Consider the following 24,882-nt stretch of genomic DNA (forward strand, 5'->3'; position numbering starts at 1 on the left):
AGCGGCTCCTGCCGCTGCCTTCGGCTCTACCACCCGCCAGCGCGATCACCAATCAAGGGTGCCGGTAATCACCGTCTGCACCTGCCCGCCCGACCAGACCTCGCCGTCTTCATCGACGCGCAGGGTCAGGCGCGCGTCATGGCCGACTTCGCGGCCCTGGCTGACTTCGAACGGTGCACGGCCTCGGGGCAGCGCATCGCGCAGGTCCAGCCACGCGGCCAGCACGGCATTAGCCGCGCCGGAGGCGGCGTCCTCGAAGCGGCGGCCATTGCCGACGAAGGCACGTACTGCAAGATCGAAGCCTTCGCCGCCATCGCTGAAGGCGTAGGCAAACACGCCCATGCTGTCGGTGGATTCGGCCAGAGCCGCGACCGCGTCCCAGTCCGGGCGCAGTGCGCGCAGTGCCGCTTCATCGGCCACCTGCACCACCCACCAGCTGCGCCCGCCCTGCATGCGCGCCGGCGGCAGCGAGCCCAGCGGCCAATCCTTCAGCGCCGCCTGCAGGCGCGGGTCGGTGGCCTCGGCGATCTCCGCCAGCTGCGCGCGCGGGGTGCGGATGGCAATGCGCTGCTGCGCGCCCTCGCCGCTCACGCGCAGCGGCAGCGCACCGGCGATGCCGTCCTGCACGAGCACGCCGTCGACTGGCGCGGCCAGGCCCGCCTGCAGCACCGCATGCGCGGTGCCGACGCTGGGATGGCCGGCGAACGGGACCTCCTTCTGCGGGCTGAACATGCGCAGCCGGTAGCTGGCGCCTGCGACCTGCGGCGGGAACACGAAGGTGGTCTCGGGCAGGCGCGTCCAGCGCGCAATGGCCTGCATGCTGGCATCGTCCAGGCCTTCGGCATCAAGCACCACGGCCAGCGGATTGCCGGCACCGGCGCGCGGGGAGAACACATCCAGCTGCAGGAAACGGCGGGTGGACATCAGGCAGGACTCCAGTAAACAGGCGGCATAGCGTAGCGCGGGGCACAAAAAAGGGGACGGAGGGAATTAAGTCGCTTGTGCCCCAAGTGCCATAAGCGACTTAATTCCCTCCGTCCCCTTTTTTCGTGCGCTACCAGCGAAGGTGGCCGTCGATGACCGGCTGCACCTGGCCGCCGATCCAGACCGTGCCCTGCGCATCCACCTCGACGTGTACGCGGCCATCGCGGCCGACTTCGCGGCCCTGGCTGGCCACGTAATGGCCCTCGCGGCCGGGCAGGGCGTTGCGCTGCCGCAGCCAGGCAGCGATCAGGGCATTGGCGCTGCCGGTGACCGGATCTTCCGGCACGCTGGCCGCATCGGCGGGGCAGAATGCGCGCACCACACGGGTGTGGTCGGTACCGGCTTCGTCGGCGAATACGGCCACGCCGGTGGCCTCGGTGGCAAGGCTCCAGTCGCGCAGGGCGGCCATGTCCGGCGCCAGGCCGCGCACAGCGGCGGCATCGCGCAGCGGCAGCAGCCACCAGCGCGCGCCGTTGTCCCAGAGTTCGGGCACGTGCCCGTTGGCGGCGAGGGCCAGCAGTGTTTCGGGTGCCGCATCTGCGCCAGTCGCCAGTTGCCGCGCCGGTGGGCTGGCCAGCTGGATCTGGAGTGCTTCGGCCGGGCCGCTCACCCGCACGGGCAGCACCCCCGCCGCGCACTGCTGCAGCAGGGCGCCGTCGCGAGGCTGGGCCAGGCCGCAGCTCACCGCCGCCCAGGCCGCGCCGACGCTCGGGTGGCCGGCGAAGGCCAGCTCACGGGTCGGGGTGAAGATGCGGATGTGGTAGTCGGCGCCGGGCGCGCTGGGGCGCAGGAAGAACACCGTCTCGGACAGGTTCAGCCAGGCGGCCAGGGCCTGCATCTGCTCGCCGGAGAGCGCATCGGCGTCCAGGAGGGCACCCAGTGGATTCCCGGTTCCGGGGCGGGAGGCGAAGACATCGAGCTGCAGGTAACGGAGGAGGGCCATCTACGGGGATATTGCGCTTAGAATCAAAGGTTCCGCCCCCAAGGGCGGCTTCCCCACATTCTACATAGCCAATCCATGTCAGCTTCCCCCCTTGTCGATCGTTGGATCGTACTGAAGTTCGGCGGCACTTCGGTGTCGCGTCGTCACCGCTGGGACACGATCGGGAAGCTGGCGAAAAAACGCGCGGAAGAGACCGGCTCGCGCGTGCTGGTGGTGGTGTCGGCGCTGTCCGGGGTCACCAACGAACTGACCGCGATCGCCGATGGCGCGCCGGACAGCCGTGATCGCGTGGCCGCGCTGGTCGAACGCCATGAAGGCTTCCTGGCCGAACTGGGCCTGGGCCGCGAAGTACTGGCCGAGCGCCTGGCGGCACTGCAGGGCCTGCTCGACGACCCGCGTGCGGCCACCCGTCCGCTGCAGTGGCAGGCCGAAGTGCTGGGCCAGGGCGAACTGTTGTCGTCCACGCTGGGCGCGGCCTACCTGCACGCCTCGGGACTGGACATGGGCTGGATGGATGCCCGCCAGTGGCTGGACGCGATGCCGCCGCAGCCGAACCAGAGCGACTGGTCACAGCGCCTGTCGGTGAACTGCCAGTGGCGTGCCGACGCGGAGTGGATGCAGCGCTTCCGCGCGCAGCCGACCCGCCTGCTGATCACCCAGGGTTTCATCTCGCGGCATGCCGATGGCGGTACCGCCATCCTCGGCCGTGGTGGCTCGGATACCTCGGCGGCGTACTTCGGCGCGCTGCTCGGCGCCAGCCGCGTGGAAATCTGGACCGATGTGCCGGGCATGTTCAGTGCCAACCCGAAGGATGTGCCGGACGCGCGCCTGCTGACCCGCCTGGACTACTACGAGGCGCAGGAAATCGCCACCACTGGTGCCAAGGTGCTGCATCCGCGCTCGATCAAGCCGTGCCGCGATGCAGGCGTGCCGATGGCCATCCTCGATACCGAGCGTCCGGAACTGCCGGGCACCAGCATTGACGGCAGTGCTGCACCGGTACCAGGCGTCAAGGCGATCAGCCGCCGCAACGGCATCGTGCTGGTGTCGATGGAAGGCATCGGCATGTGGCAGCAGGTCGGCTTCCTGGCCGATGTGTTCAACCTGTTCAAGAAGCATGGCCTGTCGGTGGACCTGATCGGTTCGGCCGAGACCAACGTCACCGTGTCGCTGGACCCGTCCGAGAACCTGGTCAACACCGATGTGCTGGCCGCGCTGTCGGCCGACCTGTCGCAGATCTGCAAGGTGAAGGTGATCGTGCCGTGCGCGGCGATCACCCTGGTCGGCCGTGGCATGCGTTCTCTGCTGCACAAGCTGTCGGACGTGTGGGCCACCTTCGGCCGCGAGCGCGTGCACATGATTTCGCAGTCGTCCAACGACCTGAACCTGACCTTCGTCATCGACGAGGCCGATGCCGATGGCCTGCTGCCGATCCTGCATGCCGAGCTGATCGACAGCGGTGCGATGCCGGTGGAAGAAACCGAAGTGTTCGGCCCGCGCTGGCGCGAGATTGCCGGCACCGTGCGCCCGCGCGGCACGCCGTGGTGGCGCGGCCAGCGTGCGCACCTGCTGCAGCTGGCCGATGCCGGTACGCCGCGCTATGTCTACCACCTGCCGACGGTGCGCGCCCGCGCCCGCGCGCTGGCCGCGATCAAGCCGATCGACCAGCGTTACTACGCGATCAAGGCCAACAGCCACCCGGCCATCCTGCAGCTGCTGGAAGCCGAGGGCTTCGGGCTGGAGTGCGTCTCGTACGGCGAGCTGAAGCATGTGTTCCAGCACCTGCCGGAGCTGTCGCCGCGGCGCGTGCTGTTCACTCCCAGCTTCTGCCCGCGCAGCGAGTACGAGGCGGCGTTCGCCCTTGGCGTGACCGTCACCGTCGACAACGTCGAAGCGCTGCAACGCTGGCCGGACCTGTTCCGCAACCGCGAGCTGTGGCTGCGCGTCGACCTGGGGCGTGGCGAAGGCCACCATGCCAAGGTCCGCACCGGCGGCAAGGAGTCCAAGTTCGGCCTGCCGATCGCCCGCGTGGACGAGTTCGTGCGCGCGGCCTCCGAGCTGGGCAGCCGCGTGGTCGGCCTGCATGCGCACCTGGGCAGTGGCGTGGAAACCGCGCAGCACTGGCGCCTGATGTGCGATGAGCTGGCCGGCTTCGCCCGCCGCATCGGCAGCGTGCACACCATCGACATCGGTGGCGGCCTGCCGATTCCGTACAGCGACGAAGACGAGCCGTTCGACCTGGACGCCTGGGCCGAGGGCCTGGCCGAGGTCAAGGCGCTGCACCCGGCATTCCGCCTGGCGATCGAGCCGGGCCGCTACCTGGTGGCCGAATCGGGCGTGCTGCTGACCCATGCCACCCAGGTGGTGGAAAAGGACGGCGTGCGCCGCGTGGGCCTGGATGCCGGCATGAACACGCTGATGCGCCCGGCCCTGTACGACGCCTGGCACGACATCGAGAACCTCAGCCGCCAGGGTGGTTATGCCGAAGCGGCGTTCGATGTGGTCGGCCCGATCTGCGAATCCAGCGATGTGTTCGGCAAGCGCCGCAAGCTGCCGGTGTCAACTGCGCCGGACGACGTGATGCTGATCGCCGACGCCGGCGCGTACGGCTATGTGATGGCCAACACCTACAACCAGCGGATGCTGCCGCGCGAAGACGTGATCGAATGACCACCGCGCGCGCCCTGCACCCGCCCACCGACACGCCCCGCGCCATCGCGCGGGCCCGTGCCTGACCGGATACACCATGACTGCTTTCGACAAACACCAGGTTTCCCGCTTCCGCTTCGTCCGCTGCGAATTCGCCGCGGATACCGGCGTGGCCAGGCTGGTCTACGCCTTTGATGACGGCCCGGAGATGGTGGAAACCATCACCGTGCCCGGCGCCCCGTTCGTGCTGGACGAAGCGCGTAGCGCCGCCGTGCAGCGCGCGCTGCAGCTGCTGCACCTGATCGCCGGTGTCAGCTACTACAAGGCCGGCGTACCGGATACGGTCAGCATCGACAGCTACAGCATCGATGCCGATACCGCCGCGCTGGTGGAGACCATTTACCTCAACGGCCTGGGCGAATTCGCCTACCGCAACGGCCTGAACCTGCGCGGCCGCTTCCGGTTGCCGGTGCAGGGCGAGGCCGTGCAGGCGCCGGCGCTGGGCCTGCAGCCGCATGCGCTGGTGGCCATCGGCGGCGGCAAGGATTCGCTGGTCAGCATCGAAGCGCTGCGCCGTGCCGGCGTGGACGAGACCGTGACCTGGATCGGTGGCTCGCAGCTGATCCGTGCGTGCGCCGAGCGCACTGGCCTGCCGACCTTGAACCTGGGCCGCACGCTGGCACCGGAACTGTTCGAGTTGAACCGCCAGGGCGCCTGGAACGGCCATATCCCGGTGACGGTGGTGAACTCGGCGATCATGGTGCTGGCCGCGTTGCTGCACGGCGTGGACCAGGTCGTGTTCTCCAACGAGCGCTCGGCCAGCTACGGCAGCCAGATTCCAGGCACCGGCGAAGTGAACCACCAGTGGTCCAAGGGGTGGGCCTGCGAGCAGGCCTTCGGTAGCCATGTGCAGAAGTACGTGGCGGCGGACCTGCAGTACTACTCGCTGCTGCGCCCGATGTCCGAGCTGGCGGTGGCCCGCCAGTTCGCCAAGAGTGACTTCTACGACGCGCATTTCTCCAGTTGCAACCGCAACTTCCACATCCTCGGCGAGCGCCCGGTGAACCGCTGGTGCGGCGTCTGCCCGAAATGCCATTTCGTGTTCCTGGCGCTGGCCCCGTTCATGCCCAAGACGCGCCTGGTGCGCATCTTCGGCCGCAACCTGCTGGACGATGCCGAGCAGGCCGGTGGCTTCGATGCGCTGCTGGAATTCCAGGACCACAAGCCGTTCGAGTGCGTGGGCGAAGGCCGCGAATCGCGTGCGGCGATGGCGACCCTGGCACAGCGCCCGGAGTGGAAGGAAGACGTGCTGGTGAAGCGCTTCTGCAACGAGATCCAGCCGCAGCTGGATGCCGCCGAACTGGAACTGGCACCGCTGCTGCAGCTGCAGGGCGAGCACCGTGTTCCAGCTGCGCTGTGGGAACGGGTGCGTGAAGATTTCGAAGCTTGAAGGAAAGCGCGTCGCGCTGTGGGGCTGGGGCCGTGAGGGCCGCGCCGCGTTTGCGGTGCTGCGCGCGCGCCTGCCCACGCTGGCATTGAGCCTGTTCTGCCCGGTGTCCGAGGTCGAGGCGGCGCGTGCGGAAACGGAGGGCGCGCTGGACGTGCGTGGCGAGCCTTCCGCTGAAGCGCTGGCCGCGTTCGACGTGGTGATCAAATCGCCCGGCATCAGCCCGTACCAGCCGATCGCGCTGGCGGCTGCAGGGCAGGGCACCAGCTTCATCGGTGGCACCGCGCTGTGGTTCGCCGAACACGCGGCCGACGATGGCATCGTGCACGACACCGTGTGCGTGACCGGTACCAAGGGCAAGAGCACCACCACCGCGCTGGTTGCGCACCTGCTGCGTGCCGCCGGCCATCGCACCGGCCTGGTCGGCAACATCGGCCTGCCGCTGCTGGAAGTGCTGGATCCCCAGCCCGCGCCCGAGTACTGGGCGGTGGAACTGTCCAGCTACCAGACCGGTGAGGTGGCACGCAGTGGCGCCCGCCCGCAGGTGGCGGTGGTGCTTAACCTGTTCCCGGAACACCTGGACTGGCACGGCAGCGAACAGCGTTACATCGAAGACAAGCTGCGGCTGGTGACTGAAGCCGCACCGCGCATCGCTGTGCTCAACGCCGCCGATCCGCACCTGGCCGCGCTGTCGCTGCCCGACAGCGAAGTGGTCTGGTTCAACCAGCCGCAGGGCTGGCACATGCGCGGCGACATCGTGCATCGCGGTGAGCAGGCCGTGTTTGATACCTGCAACACGCCGCTGCCAGGCCGCCACAACCGCGGCAACCTGTGCGCGGTGCTGGCCGCGCTGGAAGCGCTGGGGCTGGATGCCGTAGCGCTGGCACCGGCGGTGCAGGACTTCCGTCCGCTGCCGAACCGCCTGCAGCGCATCGGCGTGGCCGATGGCCTGACCTACGTCAACGATTCGATCAGCACCACGCCGCATGCCAGCCTGGCCGCGCTGGAGTGCTTCGCCGGGCAGCGCATCGCGCTGCTGGTGGGGGGGCATGACCGTGGCCTGGACTGGACCGATTTCATGCAGCACATGGCGCACGATGTGCCGCCGGTGGAGATCGTGACCATGGGCAGCAACGGCCCGCGCATCCACGCGATGCTGCAGCCGTTGGCCGACGCCGGTCGCTTCGGCCTGCATGCGGCGGGCGATCTCGCCGAGGCGATGGCCTTGGCGCGCGCCGCGCTGGGCGAACAGGGCGGGGTGGTGCTGCTGTCGCCGGGTGCACCGAGCTTTGGTGCGTACCGCGACTACGTGGCGCGTGGCCGTCATTTCGCCGCGCTGGCCGGGTTCGATCCGGACAGCATCAGCGCGATTCCGGGGTTGGGCATCGGGTAAGGGGTCGGATCCTTTTCCGCAGGAAAGGGCTCTGACCCCATCGTGCATTTATCATGCAGGCATCCCCGGACGGACCCGGATGCCCGCATGTGCACCTTCATCACCGTGTTCCTGCCCACGTCATTGCCGCACGACGCGGCCGCCGCGGCCTTCACCCGTAGCGGCCGGCGCCTGTTCGCGCAGGCATCACCGAGCCTGCAGGCGGCGGTGGGCCCGGATTGGCAGCCGTGGCTGAGTGCCGCGTACTGCGATTGCGGCACCGCGCTGGCCTCGACGAGTGTGCAGCCGGAATGGAAGGGCGATGCCGAACGTTGGCGGAAGAAGGGCTGGAGTGAGGCCAGGATCGCTCGCGCGCTGTCCGAGCAGTTGGCGCGGCATGAACAGGATCAGCAGGTGTGCCGCGATAGAGCTCTTGCCGACGCCGGCCAATGGCTGCAGCGCATTGATGCCCTGCTGGGTGTGGGTGCGGCGCGTATCGGACTTCTGGTGCGTGTTTACGACGGCTCGGTGGGGGCCCGGCAGCCGAAGCCGCCGGAACATCATTGGTCGCGGGATCAGCTCGCCGCGGCGGATCTGTTGGCGTTCGCGCCCGGCACGTTGCACTGGATCGAACGCGGGTGAGAGCGCCATCCACGCATGGCGTGGATCTACTGTAGAGTCGAGCCCATGCTCGGCTGGGTTTCAATCCTCGTCCTGGTCGATGAACGCGTAATCGCGACCAATCATTTGTTGCAGGTAGGCGTCGAAGCTGGGCGCGATCACCGCGTAGCTGTCCGGATCGTGCAGGTAGCGCACCACCTGGCCGACCGTGCCGCCCGACCCCGGGTCGAAATCCAGGTACAGCATCGACGTGCCGCCGTTGTTCATGCAGTGCGAGAAGCACAGGCGGCGGTTCATCGGCAGATCGGCGTCGATGCCCTCACCCAGGATCTCCGGTTCGTCATCCAGCCACTCTTCGTAGATCGAACGGATGCTGTCGTCCCACTGCTGCTGGTCTTCGAAGATCTGTGCGACCGAGCGCAGGTAGTACGGATAGTCGCCGACATCGGAGCCGAGCATCAGCACGCACACCTCGCCGCCTGGATACTCGCGGAAATGGGTGCCATCCACGCGCGACAACAGTTCCATCAGGCTGTCAGGGACCTGTGGCCACTGCGCCCGCAGGCGCTGTAGGTCTTCGACAGTGGCACCCTGTACCCGCGCCCATTGCGGAGCATCCTCGGCGGGCAAGCGCGGAATCAGGCCAGACAGAAAGCGATCAACAAGGGTCATCGGAAGATGCCAAGAGCAGGGCAGGCACAGCCGGCTTCGCGCATCGAGGCCGGCCGTGCGGCGCGGCGTGTCAGCGTACCACCTGGAAATCGATGATGTCGTAGACCGATGAGCCGTACTTGCCATGCGATTCCAGGGAGATCGCGATGCCGAGGTCCTCGATGAAGGCACGAACACTGCGATCGCCGTCGACCTTGCACTCCAGCCGGATCGCATCGCCAGAAAGCGAGGCTGATACATCGCGTGCCGGGAAGCGTTCTCCGATCACGCAGGACAGCGTGGTGGCGAGTGGCTTGGAAGTGCTGCGTTCCGGATAGAAGACCATCGTCGTCTCTGCGCGGAACCGGCTGCCGGGTGTCCACGCTGCGGGAAGATCCTGCTTCAGCGACCGGGTCTGCAGGGTCATCGCAGCGTCGCGCATGGATGCCAGCTGGAAGAGATTTGCCTTTGACAGCCGATGCATGGTGAACGAGGTGTAGTCCTCGGTGATCTTCAACAGGCCGTTGTCGGCCACCATCGTAATGGTGGTCGGAGTAGTGGAGGGGGCCCTTCCCTTGATCCGGTAGCGGTAGGTCAGCGATGTGAACCGGGGGGCCAGCAACGGGTTGTCCACGCCATCAACAACAGCCTTGATAACCGGCACATCTTCCAGTCGCCGGCCGGCCGCCTGCGGCTGCGGGCGATCGGCAGCGGGTACGTCGGGGCGGAGCTGGGCCATGACATCGGCATCTACCGCCCCTTGCAGCGAACATCCCACCATGGTCCTGCCGCCGCTGGATTCCACCATCAGCACCCGTTCCAGAAGCATGCGTCCGGAGGCAATGCCGCCACGATTGGAAGTGGGCAGCCACTGATCGCCTGCGCGGACCTCGCTACGGGCATGCATTCCGCGATCGCCCTGCAGGCGCTCGGCATGTTCGATCAAGGGCGACAGCTGCTTGACAACCGTGTCCAGTGGCGCATCGAAGGTGAACCCCCAGCTCATATAACGACCCAGGACGCCCAGGTCCGACGTGTTGTCGAAGTAGGTGGCGACCGGCAGGCCGCCGATGCGGGGTCCGCCACGGAGCTGGACCTCGTTGGTGGTCTCGGAACGATCCTTGGTCTCGATCCAGTTGATCGTGCCTGTCCCACCCAACGATGCGTGCGCGGCCCATGCATCTGCGTGCGTGTGCAGGCTGGAGAAGAAGCTGGCGTCGCAGCGGCTGAACGCGGTGAAAGTCTCGTCCAGCGGACTGGCGCTCAGCTGGGCAGCAGGCAGCAGAAGGGCAAGCGAGGCAAGCGAAGTGGAACCCAGGTTTTTCACGAAACGGGACATCCTTGTTGGGGAAGGGGGGGGGGCACACAGCTGGACACTAGCTATCGGCCTGTTCGTCTGGATCTGAAGTGGGGGCTGCATTGCGTGCTTCGGCTTCACGCCGGCCCCGTACACTCCGGGTTCCCTCTCGGTGGAGCAGGCGCATGAATCGTTGGCGATGCGGTGTGGCGGTGATCCTGGGGCTGGCGGCGATGCCGGCGTGGGCGGCGATGAAGACCCAGCCGGTGGGATGGAAACACCAGGGCACGACCTTCAGTGGCGTGCTGGTCTATGACGACGGCGACAACGACAAGCGCCCGGGTCTGGTGATGGTGCCGAACTGGAAGGGCGTGAACGAATCGGCGGTCGAAAAGGCCAAGCAGCTGGCCGGCGATGATTACGTGGTGCTGGTGGCCGATGTCTACGGAAAGGGCGTGCGGCCGAAGACCGATGCCGAGGCCGGGCCGGTGGCAACCAAGCTGCGCAATGACAGGCCGCTGCTGCGCGCACGTGCGCTGGAGGCGGTGAACGTGCTCAGGGCGCAGGCGGGCAAGGTGCCGCTCGATGCCGGCCGGATCGGCGCGGTGGGCTTCTGTTTCGGCGGCACCACGGTGCTGGAACTGGCCCGTGCCGGTGCGCCGCTGGCCGGTGTGGTCAGCCTGCACGGTGGGTTGGGTTCACCGCTGTCGGCGCAGGCTGGTGGCGGCCATCCGTCGGTGCTGGTGCTCAACGGCGCAGACGACAGGAGCGTGACTGCCGAGGACATCGCTGGCTTCCAGAAGGAAATGGACGCGGCCAAGGTCGATTGGGAGTTCACCAACTACAGCGGTGCGGTGCACTGCTTCGCCGAGCGCGATGCCAACAGTCCGCCGGGGTGCCAGTACAACGAGCGGGCGGCGAAGCGCGCGTGGAAGGCGCTGGATGAGTTCTTCGAGGAACGCTTCGAGAAACGTTGATTCGTGCAGTGGTAGTGCCGGCCGCTGGCCGGCAACCTCATGATGCTGCGGATGTCATCGGGAATGCCGGCCAGCGGCCGGCACTACCGATGCTTCAGTGCCGACCAACGGTCGGCACCCACCGGAATGCCGGTTTGGTGGGTGCCGACCGTTGGTCGGCACACCTCAGCCGGTCAATGCGAGCGCTGCACCGCGTAGCGGGCCAGGCCGCGCAGGGCGGCCACGGCATCGTTGTCGCCCAGGCCGTCGAGCGCGCGCTCGGCGGCTTCGGCATATTCCTCTGCACGCGCGCGGCTGTACTCCAGGCCGCCGGTGGCACGGATCGCGGCCAGCACTTCCGGCATCGCCGAGGCGTCACCGTCCTGCACGATGGTGCGCAGGCGCTCGCGGGTGATGTCGTCGGAGTGGGCCATCGCGTGGATCAGCGGCAGCGTGGCCTTGCCCTCGGCGAGGTCGTCGCCCAGGTTCTTGCCCAGCTCCTCGGCGTTGGCCGAGTAGTCCAGCACGTCGTCGGCGATCTGGAACGCGTAGCCCAGGTGCATGCCGTAGTCGAACAGGGCCTGCTGGGTCGCTTCATCCACGCCGCTGGCCAGCGCGCCCAGGCGGGTGCCGGCGGCGAACAGCACCGCGGTCTTGCGCTCGATCACGCGCAGGTAGGCGGCTTCGTCGGTGTCCGGGTTGTGTACGTGCAGCAGCTGCAGCACTTCACCCTCGGCGATGCGGTTGGTGGCGTCGGCCAGGATCTGCATCACCGGCATGCGCTCCAGCTCGACCATCAGCTGGAAGCTGCGCGAGTACAGGAAGTCGCCGACCAGCACGCTGGGCGCGTTGCCCCACAGTGCGTTGGCGGTGCTGCGGCCACGGCGCAGGCTGGATTCGTCCACCACGTCGTCGTGCAGCAGGGTGGAGGTGTGGATGAACTCGATGATCGCCGCCAGCTGGTGGTGCTCCGGGCCGGCCTGGCCGACCGCATGGCCGGCCAGCATCACCAGCATCGGGCGCAGGCGTTTGCCGCCGGCGGAAATGATGTGGTCAGCGATCTGGTTGATCAGCACGACGTCCGAGGACAGCCGGCGCCGGATCAGGGCGTCGACGGCGGCCATGTCGGCCGCGGCAAGCGACTGGATCTGGGGCAGGCCCAGGGCGGGACGGGTGTCTTCGGTGATGGTCATGCGATCAGGCTTTCAGGCTCACCACCGATTATAGGCGCTGGCCGTGAATTCGGGCGCAAACCGGCCCGAGCGGCAATTCCAGCCCGGCCTGCGCGGCCCTCCGCGTGAATACGTATGCAGGTTGCGCCATGCCTGGGAGCCCGCCGCTAAGCTTGCCGGATCAGGATTTCGGCCCGCTGCCGGCGGGTCCCGCATGCCCGGAGGGGGGCTGTCGATGTCGCACTATCCATGGTGGCGCGGAGCCGTCATCTACCAGATCTACCCGCGCAGTTACCTCGATGCCAACGGCGATGGCGTGGGCGATCTGCCCGGCATCATCCAGCGCCTGGACCACATTGCCGCGCTGGGCGTGGATGCGATCTGGATCTCGCCGTTCTTCAGGTCGCCGATGGCCGACTTCGGCTACGACATCGCCGATTACCGCGATGTCGACCCGCTGTTCGGCAGCCTGGACGACTTTGACCGCCTGTTGGCCAAGGCCCACGGCCTGGGCCTGAAGGTGATGATCGACCAGGTGCTGAGCCACACTTCGATCGAGCATGCGTGGTTCCGTGAGAGCCGCCAGGACCGCAGCAATCCGAAGGCCGACTGGTACGTCTGGGCCGACCCGCGCGAGGATGGCACCCCGCCCAACAACTGGCTGTCGCTGTTCGGCGGCTGCGCCTGGCAGTGGGAGCCGCGCCGTGAGCAGTACTACCTGCACAACTTCCTGGTCGACCAGCCGGACCTGAATTTCCATCACCCGGACGTGCAGCAGGCGACCCTGGACAACGTGCGCTTCTGGCTCGACCGCGGCGTGGATGGCTTCCGCCTGGATGCGATCAACTTCTGCTTCCACGACGCACAGTTGCGTGACAACCCGGCCAAGCCCGCCGACAAGCGGGTGGGGCGCGGCTTCAGCCCGGACAACCCGTACGCCTACCAGTACCACTACTACAACAACACGCAGCCGGAGAACCTGCCGTTCCTGGAGCGCCTGCGCGCGCTGCTGGACGAATACCCGGGGGCGGTCAGCCTGGGCGAGATTTCTTCGGAAGACTCGCTGGCCACCACGGCCGAGTACACCCGCGATGGCCGCCTGCACATGGGCTACAGCTTCGAGCTGCTGGTGGACGACTACAGTGCGGCCTACATCCGCGATACGGTCTCGCGCCTGGAAGCAGCGATGACCGAAGGCTGGCCGTGCTGGGCGGTGTCCAACCACGATGTGGAGCGCGCGGTCAGCCGCTGGGGCGGCCACCCCGCCGACCCGCGCCTGGCGCGGATGCTGGTGGCGATGCTGTGCTCGCTGCGCGGTTCGGTCTGCCTGTACCAGGGCGAGGAGCTGGGCCTGGCCGAGGCCGAGGTGCCGTTCGAGGCCCTGCAGGACCCCTATGGCATCACCTTCTGGCCGAATTTCAAGGGCCGTGACGGCTGCCGTACCCCGCTGCCGTGGACCGATGCATCGCTGGCCGGCTTCACCACCGGCCAGCCCTGGCTGCCGATCCCGGCCGAACACCGGGCCGCGGCGGTCGCCGTGCAGGAGCGCGACCCGCATTCGGTGCTGGCGGCGTTCCGCGCGTTTCTGGCCTGGCGGCATACCCAGCCGGCCCTCCTGCATGGCAGCATCAGATTTCTTGAAAGCGCCGAGCCCGTGCTGCTGTTCGAGCGTATGCTTGCAGATGAAACCCTCCTGCTGGCCTTCAACCTGTCGGCCGAAGCGGTGAGCCATCCGCTGCCGCCGGGCAACTGGCAGCAGGTGGTGGTACCGGGCCCGGATGCGGGCACGGTGCAGGGCAATGAACTCCAGCTGCCGCCACGCGCGGTGTATTGCGCCCGACGCAGCTGACCGTTTTCTCCGGTGGCGGTACTTGCGGGGACGGGGCCGAAGCGCCCCGTCCCTTTTTTGTGGCTGGGCCTTGCCGACCAGCGGCCGGCATCCGCGCAAAGGAAAACCCGCTGCCTGCGCAGCGGGTTTCCGGTCCTGCTCCCTGTTTCCTGTTGCCGGCCAGCGGCCGGCACTACCGGGTCCGGGCTGCCGGGCAGGGCCCGGCGCTGCCTCAGAACTTGTAGTTCACGCCCAGCATGTAGGTGCGGCCCCATTCGATGTACTCCAGCGGGCGGTCCTTGCTGCCGGCGTAGGTGCGGTACGGCTCGTTGGTCAGGTTGCTGCCCTGCAGCAGCAGGGTCAGGCCACGCAGGGCGCTGCTGTCGCTGAAGGTGTAGCTGACCTGCGCATCGGTCACGTTTTCGCCGACGACATAGCGCAGGCTGCGGTTGCCGTTGAAGTTGCCGATCTCACCGATGAAGTCCGACCGGCGGCGCTGGCTGACGCGTGCTTCAAAACCGCTGCGCTCGTAATAGGCAGTGAAGTTGTACACGCGCTTGGACAGGCCCGGCAGGCTGATCGGGTCACTGCCCACGCTGGAGGCGCTCTCCGGATCCAGGATGGTGATGTCGCTCTTGTTGAAGGTCGCGCTGGCCTGCAGGCCGAAGCCACGCAGGCTGTCGGTCAGCATGTCCAGCGGGAACGATGCGGTCAGTTCCAGGCCCTTCAACGTGCCGCCCTTGCCGTTCTGCGGCGCGGAGAAGGTGCCGGTGGTCAGCACCGGCGCGGTCATGCCCGGCGGCGGCACGTAGCTGCCCAGCAGCGCGGTGAAGTCGTAGTTGTCCACCGATTGGGTATAGACGTAGCTCTTCAGGTCCTTGTAGAAGATCGCGGCAGCCACGTAGGCCTTCTCGCCGAAGTACTTCTCATAGGACAGGTCCAGCGCGGTGGCGCGCCACGGATCCAGCAGCGGATTGCCACCACTGCCGCCCGGCCGGCCGGTGCCGGTATCCACGCCGAACTCCAGGCCGGCGCGCATCTGGTCCACGCGCGGGCGCGCGACCTGCTTGGCGGCGGCGAAGCGCAGCGTCTGCTGGTGGGGGAACATGAAGGCCAGGTTCAAGCTCGGCAGCCAGTCGTTGTAAGTGCGGCCGTTCGAATACGGCTGCACGTTGTTGCCGGCTGACTGCGAGCTGTCCCAGTAGCGCGAATCCGAGCTCTGGTCGGTGTGCTGCATCTGCACGCCGATGTTGCCGCGCACGCCCACTTCACCGATGTCGGTGTTGATGTTCAGGCGCGCCCAGGCGGTGGTGATCTTCTCTTCGACCGTCCACGACTTGGGGATCAGGTAGTCCAGGTTGTCGACCGGGTTGAAGGTCATGTAACGACCCACAGCGGCCGGTACGTTCCAGGCCGGGATGGTGCCGAGGCCGGCGAAGCCCAGGTCCACCGGACGGTACTGCAGGTCCGAGGCGATGTTGGCATCGCCCTGTGCGCCGAGCAGGATGTTGCCTTCGGACTGGGTCTTCACCTTGCGGCGGTCGGCATAGTTCACGCCGATGTCGATATCCGGTGCCCACGAGGCGATGGCATCAGGGAGGGCGATGGTGGCAGCCAGCTTGCCGCCCTTCAGGCGGTCTTCCACCTGCGGCACCTTGCCGTAGCCGGAGCCGTAGATCGTGTTGGTCAGGAACAGCGCATCGGGGTTGGAGTAGTTCAGCTCCGGGGTGATCTGCGAGAAGCCGTCCTGGCGGATCGACACGCCGACCGTATCCAGTTGCGGCATCGGGGTCAGCTGCAGGTTGTTTTCCAGGTTCAGCTCGTCGCGCGTGGCCTTGGAGTAGTTCAGGTCGGCGACCAGCTTGACGCCGCCGAAGTTGAACTCGTTGTTCCAGCCGAACGCATCGATCTTGTCCTTGCGCTTGTTGTACATGCCGCGCACCAGCGGATACACGCCGCTGGCGGTGCCGCCGGTGAACGAGCCGTTGGCGTTGACCTGCGGGTTGCTGACCAGCAGGCCCGGGGTGTAGTTGCCGTTGTAGTTGCTGAGGTTCAGCTCGAACTGGTTGGCGGTGTCGATCTGCTCGGCTTCGGTGTGGAAGGCATCGAAGGTGCTGGTCCAGCTGTTGTTCGGGCGGAACTGGATCGTGGCCATCACGCCGTCGCGCTTGTTGTTGCCGGTGCGGCGCAGCGCCTTGATGCCATCGGAGAAGTAGGTGCCGGCGCCCACGCCCGGGCGGTCGCCCTTGTCGGTGTGCTCGGTGGTCCACGGCTCGTACAGGCCGACCTGGTTCTCCTGGATCGGCATGTCGCTGTGCGCATAGCCGATGGCGATGCCCAGGGTCTTGTCCAGGAACTGGTCGATGTAGCTGGCGCTGAAGCGGTTGCCGTACGGATCGGTGTTGGCGGCGCGGCCCAGCGAGCTCTTCTGGTAGCGGCCACTGACCGCGATCACGCGCTCGCCGAAGCTGAGCGGGCGCGCGGTCTGCATGTCGATGGTGCCTGACAGGCCCTGGCCGACCAGCGCCGCGTCCGGGGTCTTGTACACCGTCACGCCGTTGACCAGCTCGGACGGGTACTGGTCGAACTCGACGCCGCGGTTGTCGCCGGTGCTGACCACTTCGCGACCATTGAGCAGGGTGGTGGCGAAGTCCGGCGACAGGCCGCGCACGCTGATCACCTGCGCACGCCCGGCCACGCGCTGGGCGGCCAGGCCGGGCAGGCGCGAGATGGATTCGGCGATGCTGACGTCGGGCAGCTTGCCGATGTCTTCAGCGGAGATTGCCTCGACCACCGAGGTGGCGTCCTGCTTGACCGCGATCGCGCTCTCGATGCCGCGGCGGATGCCGGTGACCTGCACCGTATCCAGGTTGGTGGCGGCGGTGCCGGCCGGCGTGGTGGTGTTCTGCGTGGACTGTGCCGACGCCAGCGTCGGCGCCAGGACAACGGCCAGCGCGATGCTCAGCGCGCTGCGCTTGTGGTTCAACATTTTCCCCTCCCAGGCAATGTTGCAGATCGATTTGTGAGCGTTCCGGCGGGGCCGTGAACGTGCGACGCGGTGGCCGCTGTCGTCGCCGCTATGGTAGGCAGCGCGTTCTTCGCGGGAATCACCCTGCATACGTATTCAATGGCGTCTGCAGGGTTGTAATCGCTTTCAGGTGCCTTGTTCGGTAGAGCCGGGCCCATGCTCGGCTGCGTTTCGGTGCTACGCACCGCCGCCCGAGCATGGGCTCGGGCGCTACGGGAGCGCAGGTAGGAAAACGTTCAGTGGATGGGCGTGAAGCGAATGGCCTGCCCACCGCCCGGTGCCAGCACCAGCGTCAGTGCATCGGCACTGGTCACCTCGCGGGTTTCGCGTGCGAACGCGAACGGGTTGCTGCGGAAATCAGCGCCTTCACCATCGCGGTAGATCTCGGCGCGATAGCGCAGGCCTGGCTCCAGGAAGCCCAGCGGTACCGGCAGCACGCGGCCGTGTTCGTCGGTGATGCTGCCGAGGAACCAGTCGCGGCTGTTGCGGTCGCGGCGCACGATCGTCACGTAGTCACCCACTTCGCCATCGAGCACGCGGCTCTGCTCCCAGTCCACCGCCACGTCCTCGATGAAACGGAACGCCTCGCGATGCTGCAGGTAGTGTTCGGGCAGGTCCGCGGCCATCTGGATCGGGCTGTACAGCACCACGTACAGGGCAAGCTGGCGGGCCAGCGTGCTGGGAATGGCCTGGCCGTGGCGGCCCTTCAGGCTGAGGATGCCGGGGGTGTAATCCATCGGCCCGGCCAGCATGCGGGTGAACACCAGGTTGACCTCGTGCTCGGGCGGGTTCGGTGGCTGGCCCCAGGCGTTGTACTCCATGCCGCGCGCGCCTTCGCGTGAGATCCAGTTGGGATAGGTGCGGCGCAGGCCGGTATCCTTTATCGGCTCATGCGGGTTGACCGACAGGTGCCGGCGCGCGGCTTCCTGCACCACCTTCAGGTGGTGGCGGGCCATGAACTGCCCGTCGTGCCACTCGCGCCACAGTGGGCCCCCGGCCGGATTGCGGCGGTCGACCTGGCCGTCGTCGCAGACGTAGCCGGTCTTGAACTGGTCCACGCCCAGCCGTGCATACAGGTCCAGCGCGGCACCCAGCTGGTCCTCGTAGTGCTCGATGGCGCAGCCGGTTTCATGATGGCCGATCAGGTGCACGCCCTTCTTCAGGCCATACGCCGTCAGCGCTTCAATGTCGAAATCAGGCGTGGCGCGGGTGAAATCGAAGTCGTAGCCATTGCCCACCCACATGCCATCCCAGCCCGGGTTCCAGCCTTCCACCAGCACGCCGCGGAAGCCGTGCGCGGCCGCGAAGTCGATCACCTTCCTGGTCTTGGCGGTGGTGGCCGCGTGCTTCGGTCCGGTTGCCCAGCTCTCGTTGTCCAGGTGCATCGACCACCACACGCCCAGGTACTTGGCCGGCTTCACCCAGCTCACATCGCCCAGCGCGTTGGGTTCATTGAGGTTGAGGATCAGGTCCGATTCGACCAGGCCACCGGCACGATCGGCGATCTGCAGCGTGCGCCACGGCGTGGCGAAGGGCAGGGTGCGGCGTACCTTCCAGCCTTCGGCCGAGGGCGACAGCTGCGCGCGCAGGCGCTGCCCCTCGGTGCGCCGCAGCCACATGCCGGCATAGTCCACCAGCGCTGCCTCGTGGATCGCCAGATGCAGGCCATCGCGGCTGCGCAGGGTCATCGGCGTATGCACCAGCGGCACTTCGCGCAGCGGCGTGCGCTGATACAGGTATTCGTAGTGGATCGGTTCGCCGGCGGGAATCCACCAGGCGGTTGATTCGGGCGCGATGGCGAACTCGGTCAGTTCGTCATCGATGATGGCTTCGCGCAGGTTCGGTTGTTCAGGGAACACATAGCGGAAGCCAAGGCCATCATCGTAGACGCGGAACACCACATCCAGCCGCCGCTTGCGGCCGGTGGTTTCAGCCAGCTGCACGGTCAGCTCGTTGAAGTGGTCGCGGGTGAGCCGGCGCTCGCCCCACGGCTGCTCCCAGGTGTCGTCGACGCTGCGCCGCTGCTGGCCCAGCAGGGCGAAATCGCGGTCCAGGCGACCGTCGCGCAGGGCAAAGCCAAGCTTCGAATCCTCCACCACGGTGTCGCCCAGGCGCTCGACACGGTAGCGGGCGGTGCCGCCGTCCAGCAGCAGACTGACCTTCAATACCTTGCCCGGCGATTGGACGCTGGCCACCTGTGGCGCGGCCTGTACCAGCGTGGCCCACCCGATCAGGGCCAGGCCGAGCATGTGCGCGAACACCGCGCGTACAGCAGTGGATGACATCGGCAATTCCCCTCCCAAGGCGCCGTTGGCAGACCCGGACCATAAGCCAGCGCGGCGGGCGCGCCACCGCGCGATGCCATGAATACGTATGCAACTGGACGCAGCCGACAGCCCCGCGTCTACCATGGGGCCCAGGCACCTTGAGGGAGGGGCCGCGCCCGCCCGCCGGCAACGACGGTGCGGACCTACAACGCGTGCAGAGAGGGAGGGAGGCCGACGGGCGCAAGCCGGTCCGCCGCTTCGATGCTGAAAATCATTTGCCTGACCGCTGCCCTGGGGGCAGCGCTGGGATCGACCGCGCAGGCGGCCGACCTGCAATTCGACGGTCGCCATGCGCGCGCCGAAGCCGCTGCCAAGGGCAGCTTCGTGCTGCATGCGCCGAAGGGCGCAGTGCAGATCGCAGCCGCACCGATGCGCAGCCAGACCGGCAGCGTGATGTTCGATGCCCTGTTCGCGCTCGCCCAGCAGGAGATGTCCCAGGACCGCGTGGACGCGATCCGCGATCCGGCGTTCGACGAGGGCCGGCCGGTCCCGTGCGAGTGCTTCCAGACCGGTGCACGCTGGCCCTATGTGTGGACCCGTGATGTCAGCTTCGCCGCCGACCTGGCGCTGGCGCGGCTGGACCCGCAGCGCACCCGGCAGTCGCTGCAGTTCAAGCTGTCGGCAGCCCGTGACGGGCGTACGCCCGGCCTGTTCGTGGCGCAGGACACCGGTTCCGGCGGCAGCTGGCCGATCAGCAGTGATCGCGTGGTGTGGTTCCTGGCGGCACGCCATCTGCTGGAGGACCGAGCGTTTGCCGATCAGGTCTGGCAGGCGCTGCAGGGCACGCTGGCGCAGGACCGCGCGATGGTGTTCGACGCGCAGATGGGCCTGTACCGCGGCGAGACCTCCTTCCTGGACTGGCGCGAGCAGACCTATCCGGGCTGGACCCGCGAGGACGTGCGCTTCATCGGTGATTCCTACGCATTGTCCACCAACGTGCTGCACTACCAGGCACTGCGCCTGGCCGAACGCCTGGCCGGGCAGCACGGCGATGCCCGCGCGGCCGACTACAAGGCATGGGCCGATGCGTTGGCGCAGCAGATCGACGCACGCTTCTGGCGCGAGGATATCGGCCAGTACATGAGCTACATCGGCGAGGCCGCGCACCCGGTGCCGTACGCCAAGGTCGATCTGCTTGGCCTGTCGCTGGGCATCCTGGCCGAAGTGCTGCCACCCGAGCGGGCGCGCCGTGCATTGGCCGCCTATCCGATGGGGCCGGCCGGCAGCCCGGTGGTGTGGCCGCAGGAGGCGCAGCAGCCGATCTACCACAACCGCGCGATCTGGCCGTTCGTCAGTGCCTATTCGCTGCGCGCGGCGCGCCAGCTGGACGATGCACCGCGCATCGCCGCCGAGATCCGCTCGCTGATGCAGGGCGCCGCGCTGGCCGGTTCCAACATGGAGAACTACGAGCTGGTCAGCCAGGCGGTGCATGTTGACGAGGGCGTGCTGAGCGGCCCGGTGGTCAACTCCGAACGCCAGCTGTGGTCGGTGGCCGGCTATCTGTCGATGGTGGTCGAGGGCGTGTTCGGCGTGCAGGACGATGGCCGCGTGCAGCCCAAGCTGCCGGCCGTGCTGGTGCCCGAACTGTTCGGCAATCAGCGCCGCATCTCCCTGGAGGCCGATGGCAGGCGTTATGTGCTGGAGCGACCGAAGCAGGTGGGTGATGGCCTGCTGGTGGCGGGCAAGGTGAAGACCCGTGGCGCCACCACCACCGTGCAGCTGGTGCCCGCCGCAGCGGCGCCACGCAGCACGGCGACGACGGCCGCCGCAGATGCGCGCGCACCGGCCACGCCGGCCGCACCGCAGGTGCAACGCAAGGGCAGGGGCTGGAATGTCGTGGTCGCTGCAGGCCAGGTGCTGTGGCAGGACGGCCGGGCGCTCGCCGCCAGCAATGGCCTGGCACGCATCGGTGCCGATGGCCTGCAGCATTGCCTCAGCCTGACCCGGCGCGACGGTGCAATTGAATCGCTGCACAGCCCGATGGTCTGCGTCGGTCCGCAGCAGCGACTGAAGGGTACGCAGCGCTGGCAGTTCACCTCCGCCAGGGCCGGGCAGGTGCGCCTGCGCCTGCAGTACCGCAATCCGAACGGGCCGATCAACACCGGCGTCACCGCTGCGGTGAAACAGCTGGTGCTGCAGTGCCCGGGCCAGCCGTTGCAGCGGCACACCGTCACCCTGCCGCACAGCGTGGCCATGCAGGACTCGACCTCGGCGACATTCACGGTGCCCAAGGGCCGATGCACGGTCACGCTTGAAGAAGGCTTCAACATGAGCGCGCTGCAGCACTTCGCGCACTACACCGGGGGCAAGGGCGGGCACGATGGCGTGCTCAACCAGGCCCAGGTGCAGGCGCTGATGGTGGCGCCGGTGGCCGCGGCAGAGGGCGCACGATGAATCGTTCCGCCAAGCCGCAGCTGTCGTTCTGGCAGATCTGGAACATGTGTTTCGGCTTCCTGGGCATCCAGTTCGGCTTCGCCCTGCAGAACGCCAATGCCAGCCGCATCTTCGAGACGCTGGGCGCGGACATCGACGCGGTGCCCGGGCTGTGGATCGCCGCGCCGCTGACCGGCCTGCTGGTGCAGCCGGTGATCGGTTACCTGTCCGACCGCACCTGGACGCGCTGGGGGCGCCGCCGTCCCTATTTCATGATCGGAGCGGTGCTGACCACGCTGGCGCTGCTGGTGATGCCGAACTCGCCGACGTTGTGGATCGCGGCGGGCACGTTGTGGGTGCTGGATGCTTCGATCAACGTATCAATGGAGCCGTTCCGCGCCTTCGTCGGCGACCAGCTGGCACCGCGCCAGCGCCCGACCGGCTACGCCATGCAGAGCTTCTTCATCGGCGTGGGCGCCATCGTCGCCAGCTTCCTGCCGTTCATCCTGGCCCACTTCGGCGTCGCCAATACCGCGCCCGCCGGTGAAGTGCCGGACACGGTGCGCTATGCGTTCTACTTCGGTGCGGCGGTGCTGCTGGCGGCGATCACCTGGACCGTGGTCAGCACCCGCGAATACTCACCGGCGGAGCTGGCCGGTTTCGATGACGCCGAACCTCCGGCACATCACGCAGCGGCGCCGATCAGCGGCCCGGCGCCCTGGGTGCAGGTGGCTGCATGGCTGGGGCTGGGCGTACTGCTGGCGCTGCTGATCACCTGGCGGCAGGGCGACCGGATGCTGTACGTGCTGGCCGGCCTGTGTGCCGGCTATGGCCTGCTGCTGGCGCTCGCGCGTACGCTGCCGGCCACGCACATGCTGGCCGCCATCGTCGGCGACCTGCGCGCGATGCCGGTCACCATGCGTCGCCTGGCGTGGGTACAGTTCTTCTCGTGGTTCGCGCTGTTTGCGATGTGGATCTACACCACCGCCGCGGTGGCTGGCGCCCATTTCGGTTCGACTGAACCAGAGTCGGCGGCCTACAACGAGGGCGCCAACTGGGTGGGCGTGCTGTTTGGCGCCTACAACGGGTTCGCCGCGTTGGCGGCGGTGCTGATTCCACTCATGGTGCGCGCGATCGGCCTGCGCTGGAGCCATCTGGTCAACCTGTGGCTGGGCGGTGCCGGCCTGGTCTCGCTGATGTTCATCCGCGATCCGCACTGGTTGCTGCTGTCGATGGTCGGCGTCGGTTTCGCCTGGGCGTCCATCCTCTCGCTGCCGTATGCACTGCTGTCCGACAGCGTGCCGGCATCGAAGATGGGCGTGTACATGGGCATCTTCAATTTCTTCATCGTGATCCCGCAGCTGGTGGCGGCCAGTGCACTCGGCTTCGCCCTGCGCACGTTGCTGGGCGGCCAGCCGATGCATGTGCTGGTGCTGGGCGGCTGCAGCCTGTTCATTGCCGGCCTGTGCGTGTTGTGGGTTCCGTCCCGTCCGGAGGTGGTGTGATGCGTGCTGCGTTGTCTGTTGCTGTTTCCTTGATGCTGCTGGCCGGCCATGCGGCGGCCGCGCCGCGCCCGGACTATGTGGGCACCACCGAACCGTTCGCCAGCGATGCGGTGTACTTCGTGGTCACCGACCGCTTCGTCAACGGTGATCCGTCCAACGATCACCGTGACCAGGGCGGCGTGCACCGCACCTTCGATATTCCGGTGCCATGCCCGGACAAGGTGGACGGCAACATCGGCTATCTCGGCGGCGACTTCCGCGGCGTGCTCGACAATGCGCAGTACATCCGCAACCTCGGCTTCGGCGCGGTGTGGATCACGCCCATCGTCGACAATCCGGACGAGGCCTTCACCGGCAGCAAGCCGATCAGCTGCACCAGCACGCTGACCGACCGCGGCAAGACCGGCTACCACGGGTACTGGGGCATCAACTTCTACAAGCTCGATGAGCACCTGCCCAGCAAAGACCTGGATTTCGCCGGGCTGACCAAGGGCCTGCACGGTGCCGGCTTGAAGGTGGTGCTGGACATCGTAGGCAACCACGGTTCGCCGGCCTGGACCATGCCGACACGGCAGCCGCAGTTCGGGCAGATCTTCGACAAGGACGGAAAACTGATCGCCGACCACCAGAACCTGCCGCCGCAGGAACTGGATCCGAAGCACAACCCGCTGCACGCGTTCTACAACAGCATTGGACCGGTCGACAGCAAGGACGGCTCGATCTTCGATGGCAACCTTGCCGAGCTGTCCGACTTCAACCAGGACAATCCGGCGGTGATGGACTACCTGGTCGGTGCTTACCTGCAATGGGCCGCTCAGGGCGTGGATGCGCTGCGCATCGACACCATCGGCTGGTTGCCGCACCCGTGGTGGCATGCCTTCGTCAAGCGTATCCGCGCCGAGCACCCGGGCATGTTCATGTTCGGCGAAGCGTTCGATTACGATGCCGCGCGCATTGCAGAGCACACCTGGCCGGCCAACGCAAACGTCAGCGTGCTCGACTTCCCGTTGCGCGGTGCACTGGAGCAGACCTTCGGCACCGCCGGCAAGGGTTTCGAGACCCTGGCCGAGCCGCTGCATCTGAGCGGTGGGCCGTATGCCAACCCGTATGAGCTGATGAGCTTCTACGACAACCACGACATGCCACGACTGCAGGCCAGCGACAGTGGCTTCATCGATGCACACAACTGGCTGTTCACCGCGCGCGGCATTCCGGTGGTCTATTACGGCTCGGAGACGGGCTTCATGCGTGGCCGTGCCGAGCATGCCGGCAATCGCGCTTACTTCGGCCAGCCGCGTGTGGATGCTGCGCCGAAGAGTCCGATCTTCGCGCCGCTGCAGCGTATCGCCCGGCTGCGCGCAGCCACTCCGGCGCTGCAGCGCGGCCTGCAGGTGAACGAGCGCCTGCAGGGTGATGAGGCGGTGTTCTTCCGCGTGCTGCAGCATGGCGAGGTGGCGCAGACCGCGCTGGTGCTGCTGAACAAGGGCGACAGTGCGAAGACCTTCACCGTGGCGCGGTACGTCCAGGCGGGCCGCTGGCGTGATGCGCTGGACGGCGGTTCGTTGCAGGTGGATGCTTCCCTGAAGGCCGAAGTGCCGGCGCACGGGGTGAAGGTGTACGTGCTCGATGCCACCGTGCAGCACCCGGCGCTGCAGGCCGAGCTGGACAAAGCGATGGCCGACCAGCGGGCGCGGGACGTGCGGCTGGGGCGGTAGTGCCGGCCGCTGGC

At 67.4% G+C, this 24,882-nt stretch carries 16 protein-coding genes; 9 read left to right on the plus strand and 7 right to left on the minus strand.

Annotated elements, in window-relative coordinates; translation table 11 throughout:
- Window positions 1-45: 45 nt before the first annotated feature.
- Window positions 46-924 (minus strand): PhzF family phenazine biosynthesis protein, encoded by an 879-nt coding sequence (locus AC5P7I_RS05715; RefSeq protein ID WP_053496181.1) that lies wholly within the window; start codon window positions 922-924, stop codon window positions 46-48.
- 130 nt (window positions 925-1,054) lie between these two features.
- Entirely contained in the window at window positions 1,055-1,927 is an 873-nt protein-coding gene (locus tag AC5P7I_RS05720) for a PhzF family phenazine biosynthesis isomerase (RefSeq protein WP_164077020.1), read from the minus strand.
- A 75-nt stretch (window positions 1,928-2,002) separates the two neighbouring features.
- Between AC5P7I_RS05720 and AC5P7I_RS05725 the strand changes: the two genes are divergently transcribed.
- The 4 genes from AC5P7I_RS05725 to AC5P7I_RS05740 all read left to right on the plus strand — a co-directional run bounded on the left by AC5P7I_RS05725 (window position 2,003) and on the right by AC5P7I_RS05740 (window position 8,037).
- Window positions 2,003-4,597: a bifunctional aspartate kinase/diaminopimelate decarboxylase gene (locus tag AC5P7I_RS05725; RefSeq protein ID WP_164077021.1), complete on the plus strand. Its 2,595-nt coding sequence runs from the start codon at window positions 2,003-2,005 to the stop codon at window positions 4,595-4,597.
- 76 nt (window positions 4,598-4,673) lie between these two features.
- Complete coding sequence (murL, locus tag AC5P7I_RS05730; protein WP_049441093.1) at window positions 4,674-6,026, plus strand: UDP-N-acetyl-alpha-D-muramoyl-L-alanyl-L-glutamate epimerase; 1,353 nt, start codon at window positions 4,674-4,676, stop codon at window positions 6,024-6,026.
- On the plus strand, window positions 6,007-7,416 hold the full coding sequence (gene murD, locus AC5P7I_RS05735; RefSeq protein ID WP_014646281.1) for a UDP-N-acetylmuramoyl-L-alanine--D-glutamate ligase: 1,410 nt from the start codon (window positions 6,007-6,009) through the stop codon (window positions 7,414-7,416). The genes murL and murD overlap by 20 nt, the downstream gene beginning before the upstream one ends.
- A gap of 87 nt (window positions 7,417-7,503) precedes the next feature.
- The gene (locus tag AC5P7I_RS05740) at window positions 7,504-8,037 is read left to right on the plus strand and encodes a hypothetical protein (protein ID WP_164077023.1); all 534 of its coding nucleotides are present in this window, start codon (window positions 7,504-7,506) and stop codon (window positions 8,035-8,037) included.
- A 60-nt stretch (window positions 8,038-8,097) separates the two neighbouring features.
- Here AC5P7I_RS05740 and AC5P7I_RS05745 read toward each other — a convergent pair whose 3' ends face one another.
- Both AC5P7I_RS05745 and AC5P7I_RS05750 read right to left on the minus strand, forming a co-directional pair.
- Window positions 8,098-8,688, minus strand: a complete 591-nt coding sequence (locus AC5P7I_RS05745; protein ID WP_164077024.1) for an SMI1/KNR4 family protein — start codon at window positions 8,686-8,688, stop codon at window positions 8,098-8,100.
- 70 nt (window positions 8,689-8,758) lie between these two features.
- Window positions 8,759-9,994 (minus strand): hypothetical protein, encoded by a 1,236-nt coding sequence (locus AC5P7I_RS05750; RefSeq protein WP_239510474.1) that lies wholly within the window; start codon window positions 9,992-9,994, stop codon window positions 8,759-8,761.
- Between the two features lie 155 nt (window positions 9,995-10,149).
- Here AC5P7I_RS05750 and AC5P7I_RS05755 point away from each other — a divergent pair, with 155 nt between their 5' ends.
- Window positions 10,150-10,941, plus strand: coding sequence for a dienelactone hydrolase family protein (locus tag AC5P7I_RS05755; protein ID WP_495222145.1), 792 nt, complete (start codon window positions 10,150-10,152; stop codon window positions 10,939-10,941).
- 173 nt (window positions 10,942-11,114) lie between these two features.
- Here AC5P7I_RS05755 and AC5P7I_RS05760 read toward each other — a convergent pair whose 3' ends face one another.
- On the minus strand, window positions 11,115-12,113 hold the full coding sequence (locus tag AC5P7I_RS05760; protein WP_126411812.1) for a polyprenyl synthetase family protein: 999 nt from the start codon (window positions 12,111-12,113) through the stop codon (window positions 11,115-11,117).
- A 214-nt stretch (window positions 12,114-12,327) separates the two neighbouring features.
- On the opposite strand from AC5P7I_RS05760, the gene AC5P7I_RS05765 reads away from it, so the two are divergent.
- Complete coding sequence (locus tag AC5P7I_RS05765) at window positions 12,328-13,941, plus strand: alpha-glucosidase family protein (RefSeq protein WP_262088359.1); 1,614 nt, start codon at window positions 12,328-12,330, stop codon at window positions 13,939-13,941.
- 211 nt (window positions 13,942-14,152) lie between these two features.
- Here AC5P7I_RS05765 and AC5P7I_RS05770 read toward each other — a convergent pair whose 3' ends face one another.
- Together AC5P7I_RS05770 and AC5P7I_RS05775 are read right to left on the minus strand one after the other, a co-directional pair.
- Window positions 14,153-16,909: a TonB-dependent receptor gene (locus tag AC5P7I_RS05770; protein WP_262088360.1), complete on the minus strand. Its 2,757-nt coding sequence runs from the start codon at window positions 16,907-16,909 to the stop codon at window positions 14,153-14,155.
- A 275-nt stretch (window positions 16,910-17,184) separates the two neighbouring features.
- Window positions 17,185-19,239 carry a glycoside hydrolase family 97 protein gene (locus AC5P7I_RS05775; protein ID WP_262088361.1) on the minus strand — a complete coding sequence of 685 codons (2,055 nt, stop codon included), beginning with the start codon at window positions 19,237-19,239 and terminating at the stop codon, window positions 17,185-17,187.
- A gap of 237 nt (window positions 19,240-19,476) precedes the next feature.
- Between AC5P7I_RS05775 and AC5P7I_RS05780 the strand changes: the two genes are divergently transcribed.
- The 3 genes from AC5P7I_RS05780 to AC5P7I_RS05790 are packed head-to-tail and all read left to right on the plus strand — an operon-like array spanning window position 19,477 to window position 24,868.
- Window positions 19,477-21,669, plus strand: a complete 2,193-nt coding sequence (locus AC5P7I_RS05780; protein WP_053494595.1) for a glucosidase family protein — start codon at window positions 19,477-19,479, stop codon at window positions 21,667-21,669.
- On the plus strand, window positions 21,666-23,153 hold the full coding sequence (locus tag AC5P7I_RS05785; RefSeq protein WP_053494596.1) for an MFS transporter: 1,488 nt from the start codon (window positions 21,666-21,668) through the stop codon (window positions 23,151-23,153). Before AC5P7I_RS05780 ends, AC5P7I_RS05785 begins: the two co-directional genes overlap by 4 nt.
- On the plus strand, window positions 23,153-24,868 hold the full coding sequence (locus AC5P7I_RS05790; RefSeq protein WP_032957794.1) for an alpha-amylase family glycosyl hydrolase: 1,716 nt from the start codon (window positions 23,153-23,155) through the stop codon (window positions 24,866-24,868). The genes AC5P7I_RS05785 and AC5P7I_RS05790 overlap by 1 nt, the downstream gene beginning before the upstream one ends.
- Window positions 24,869-24,882: the final 14 nt, after the last annotated feature.

The sequence above is a fragment of the Stenotrophomonas sp. YJH_SMC_138 genome, from assembly GCF_059369855.1.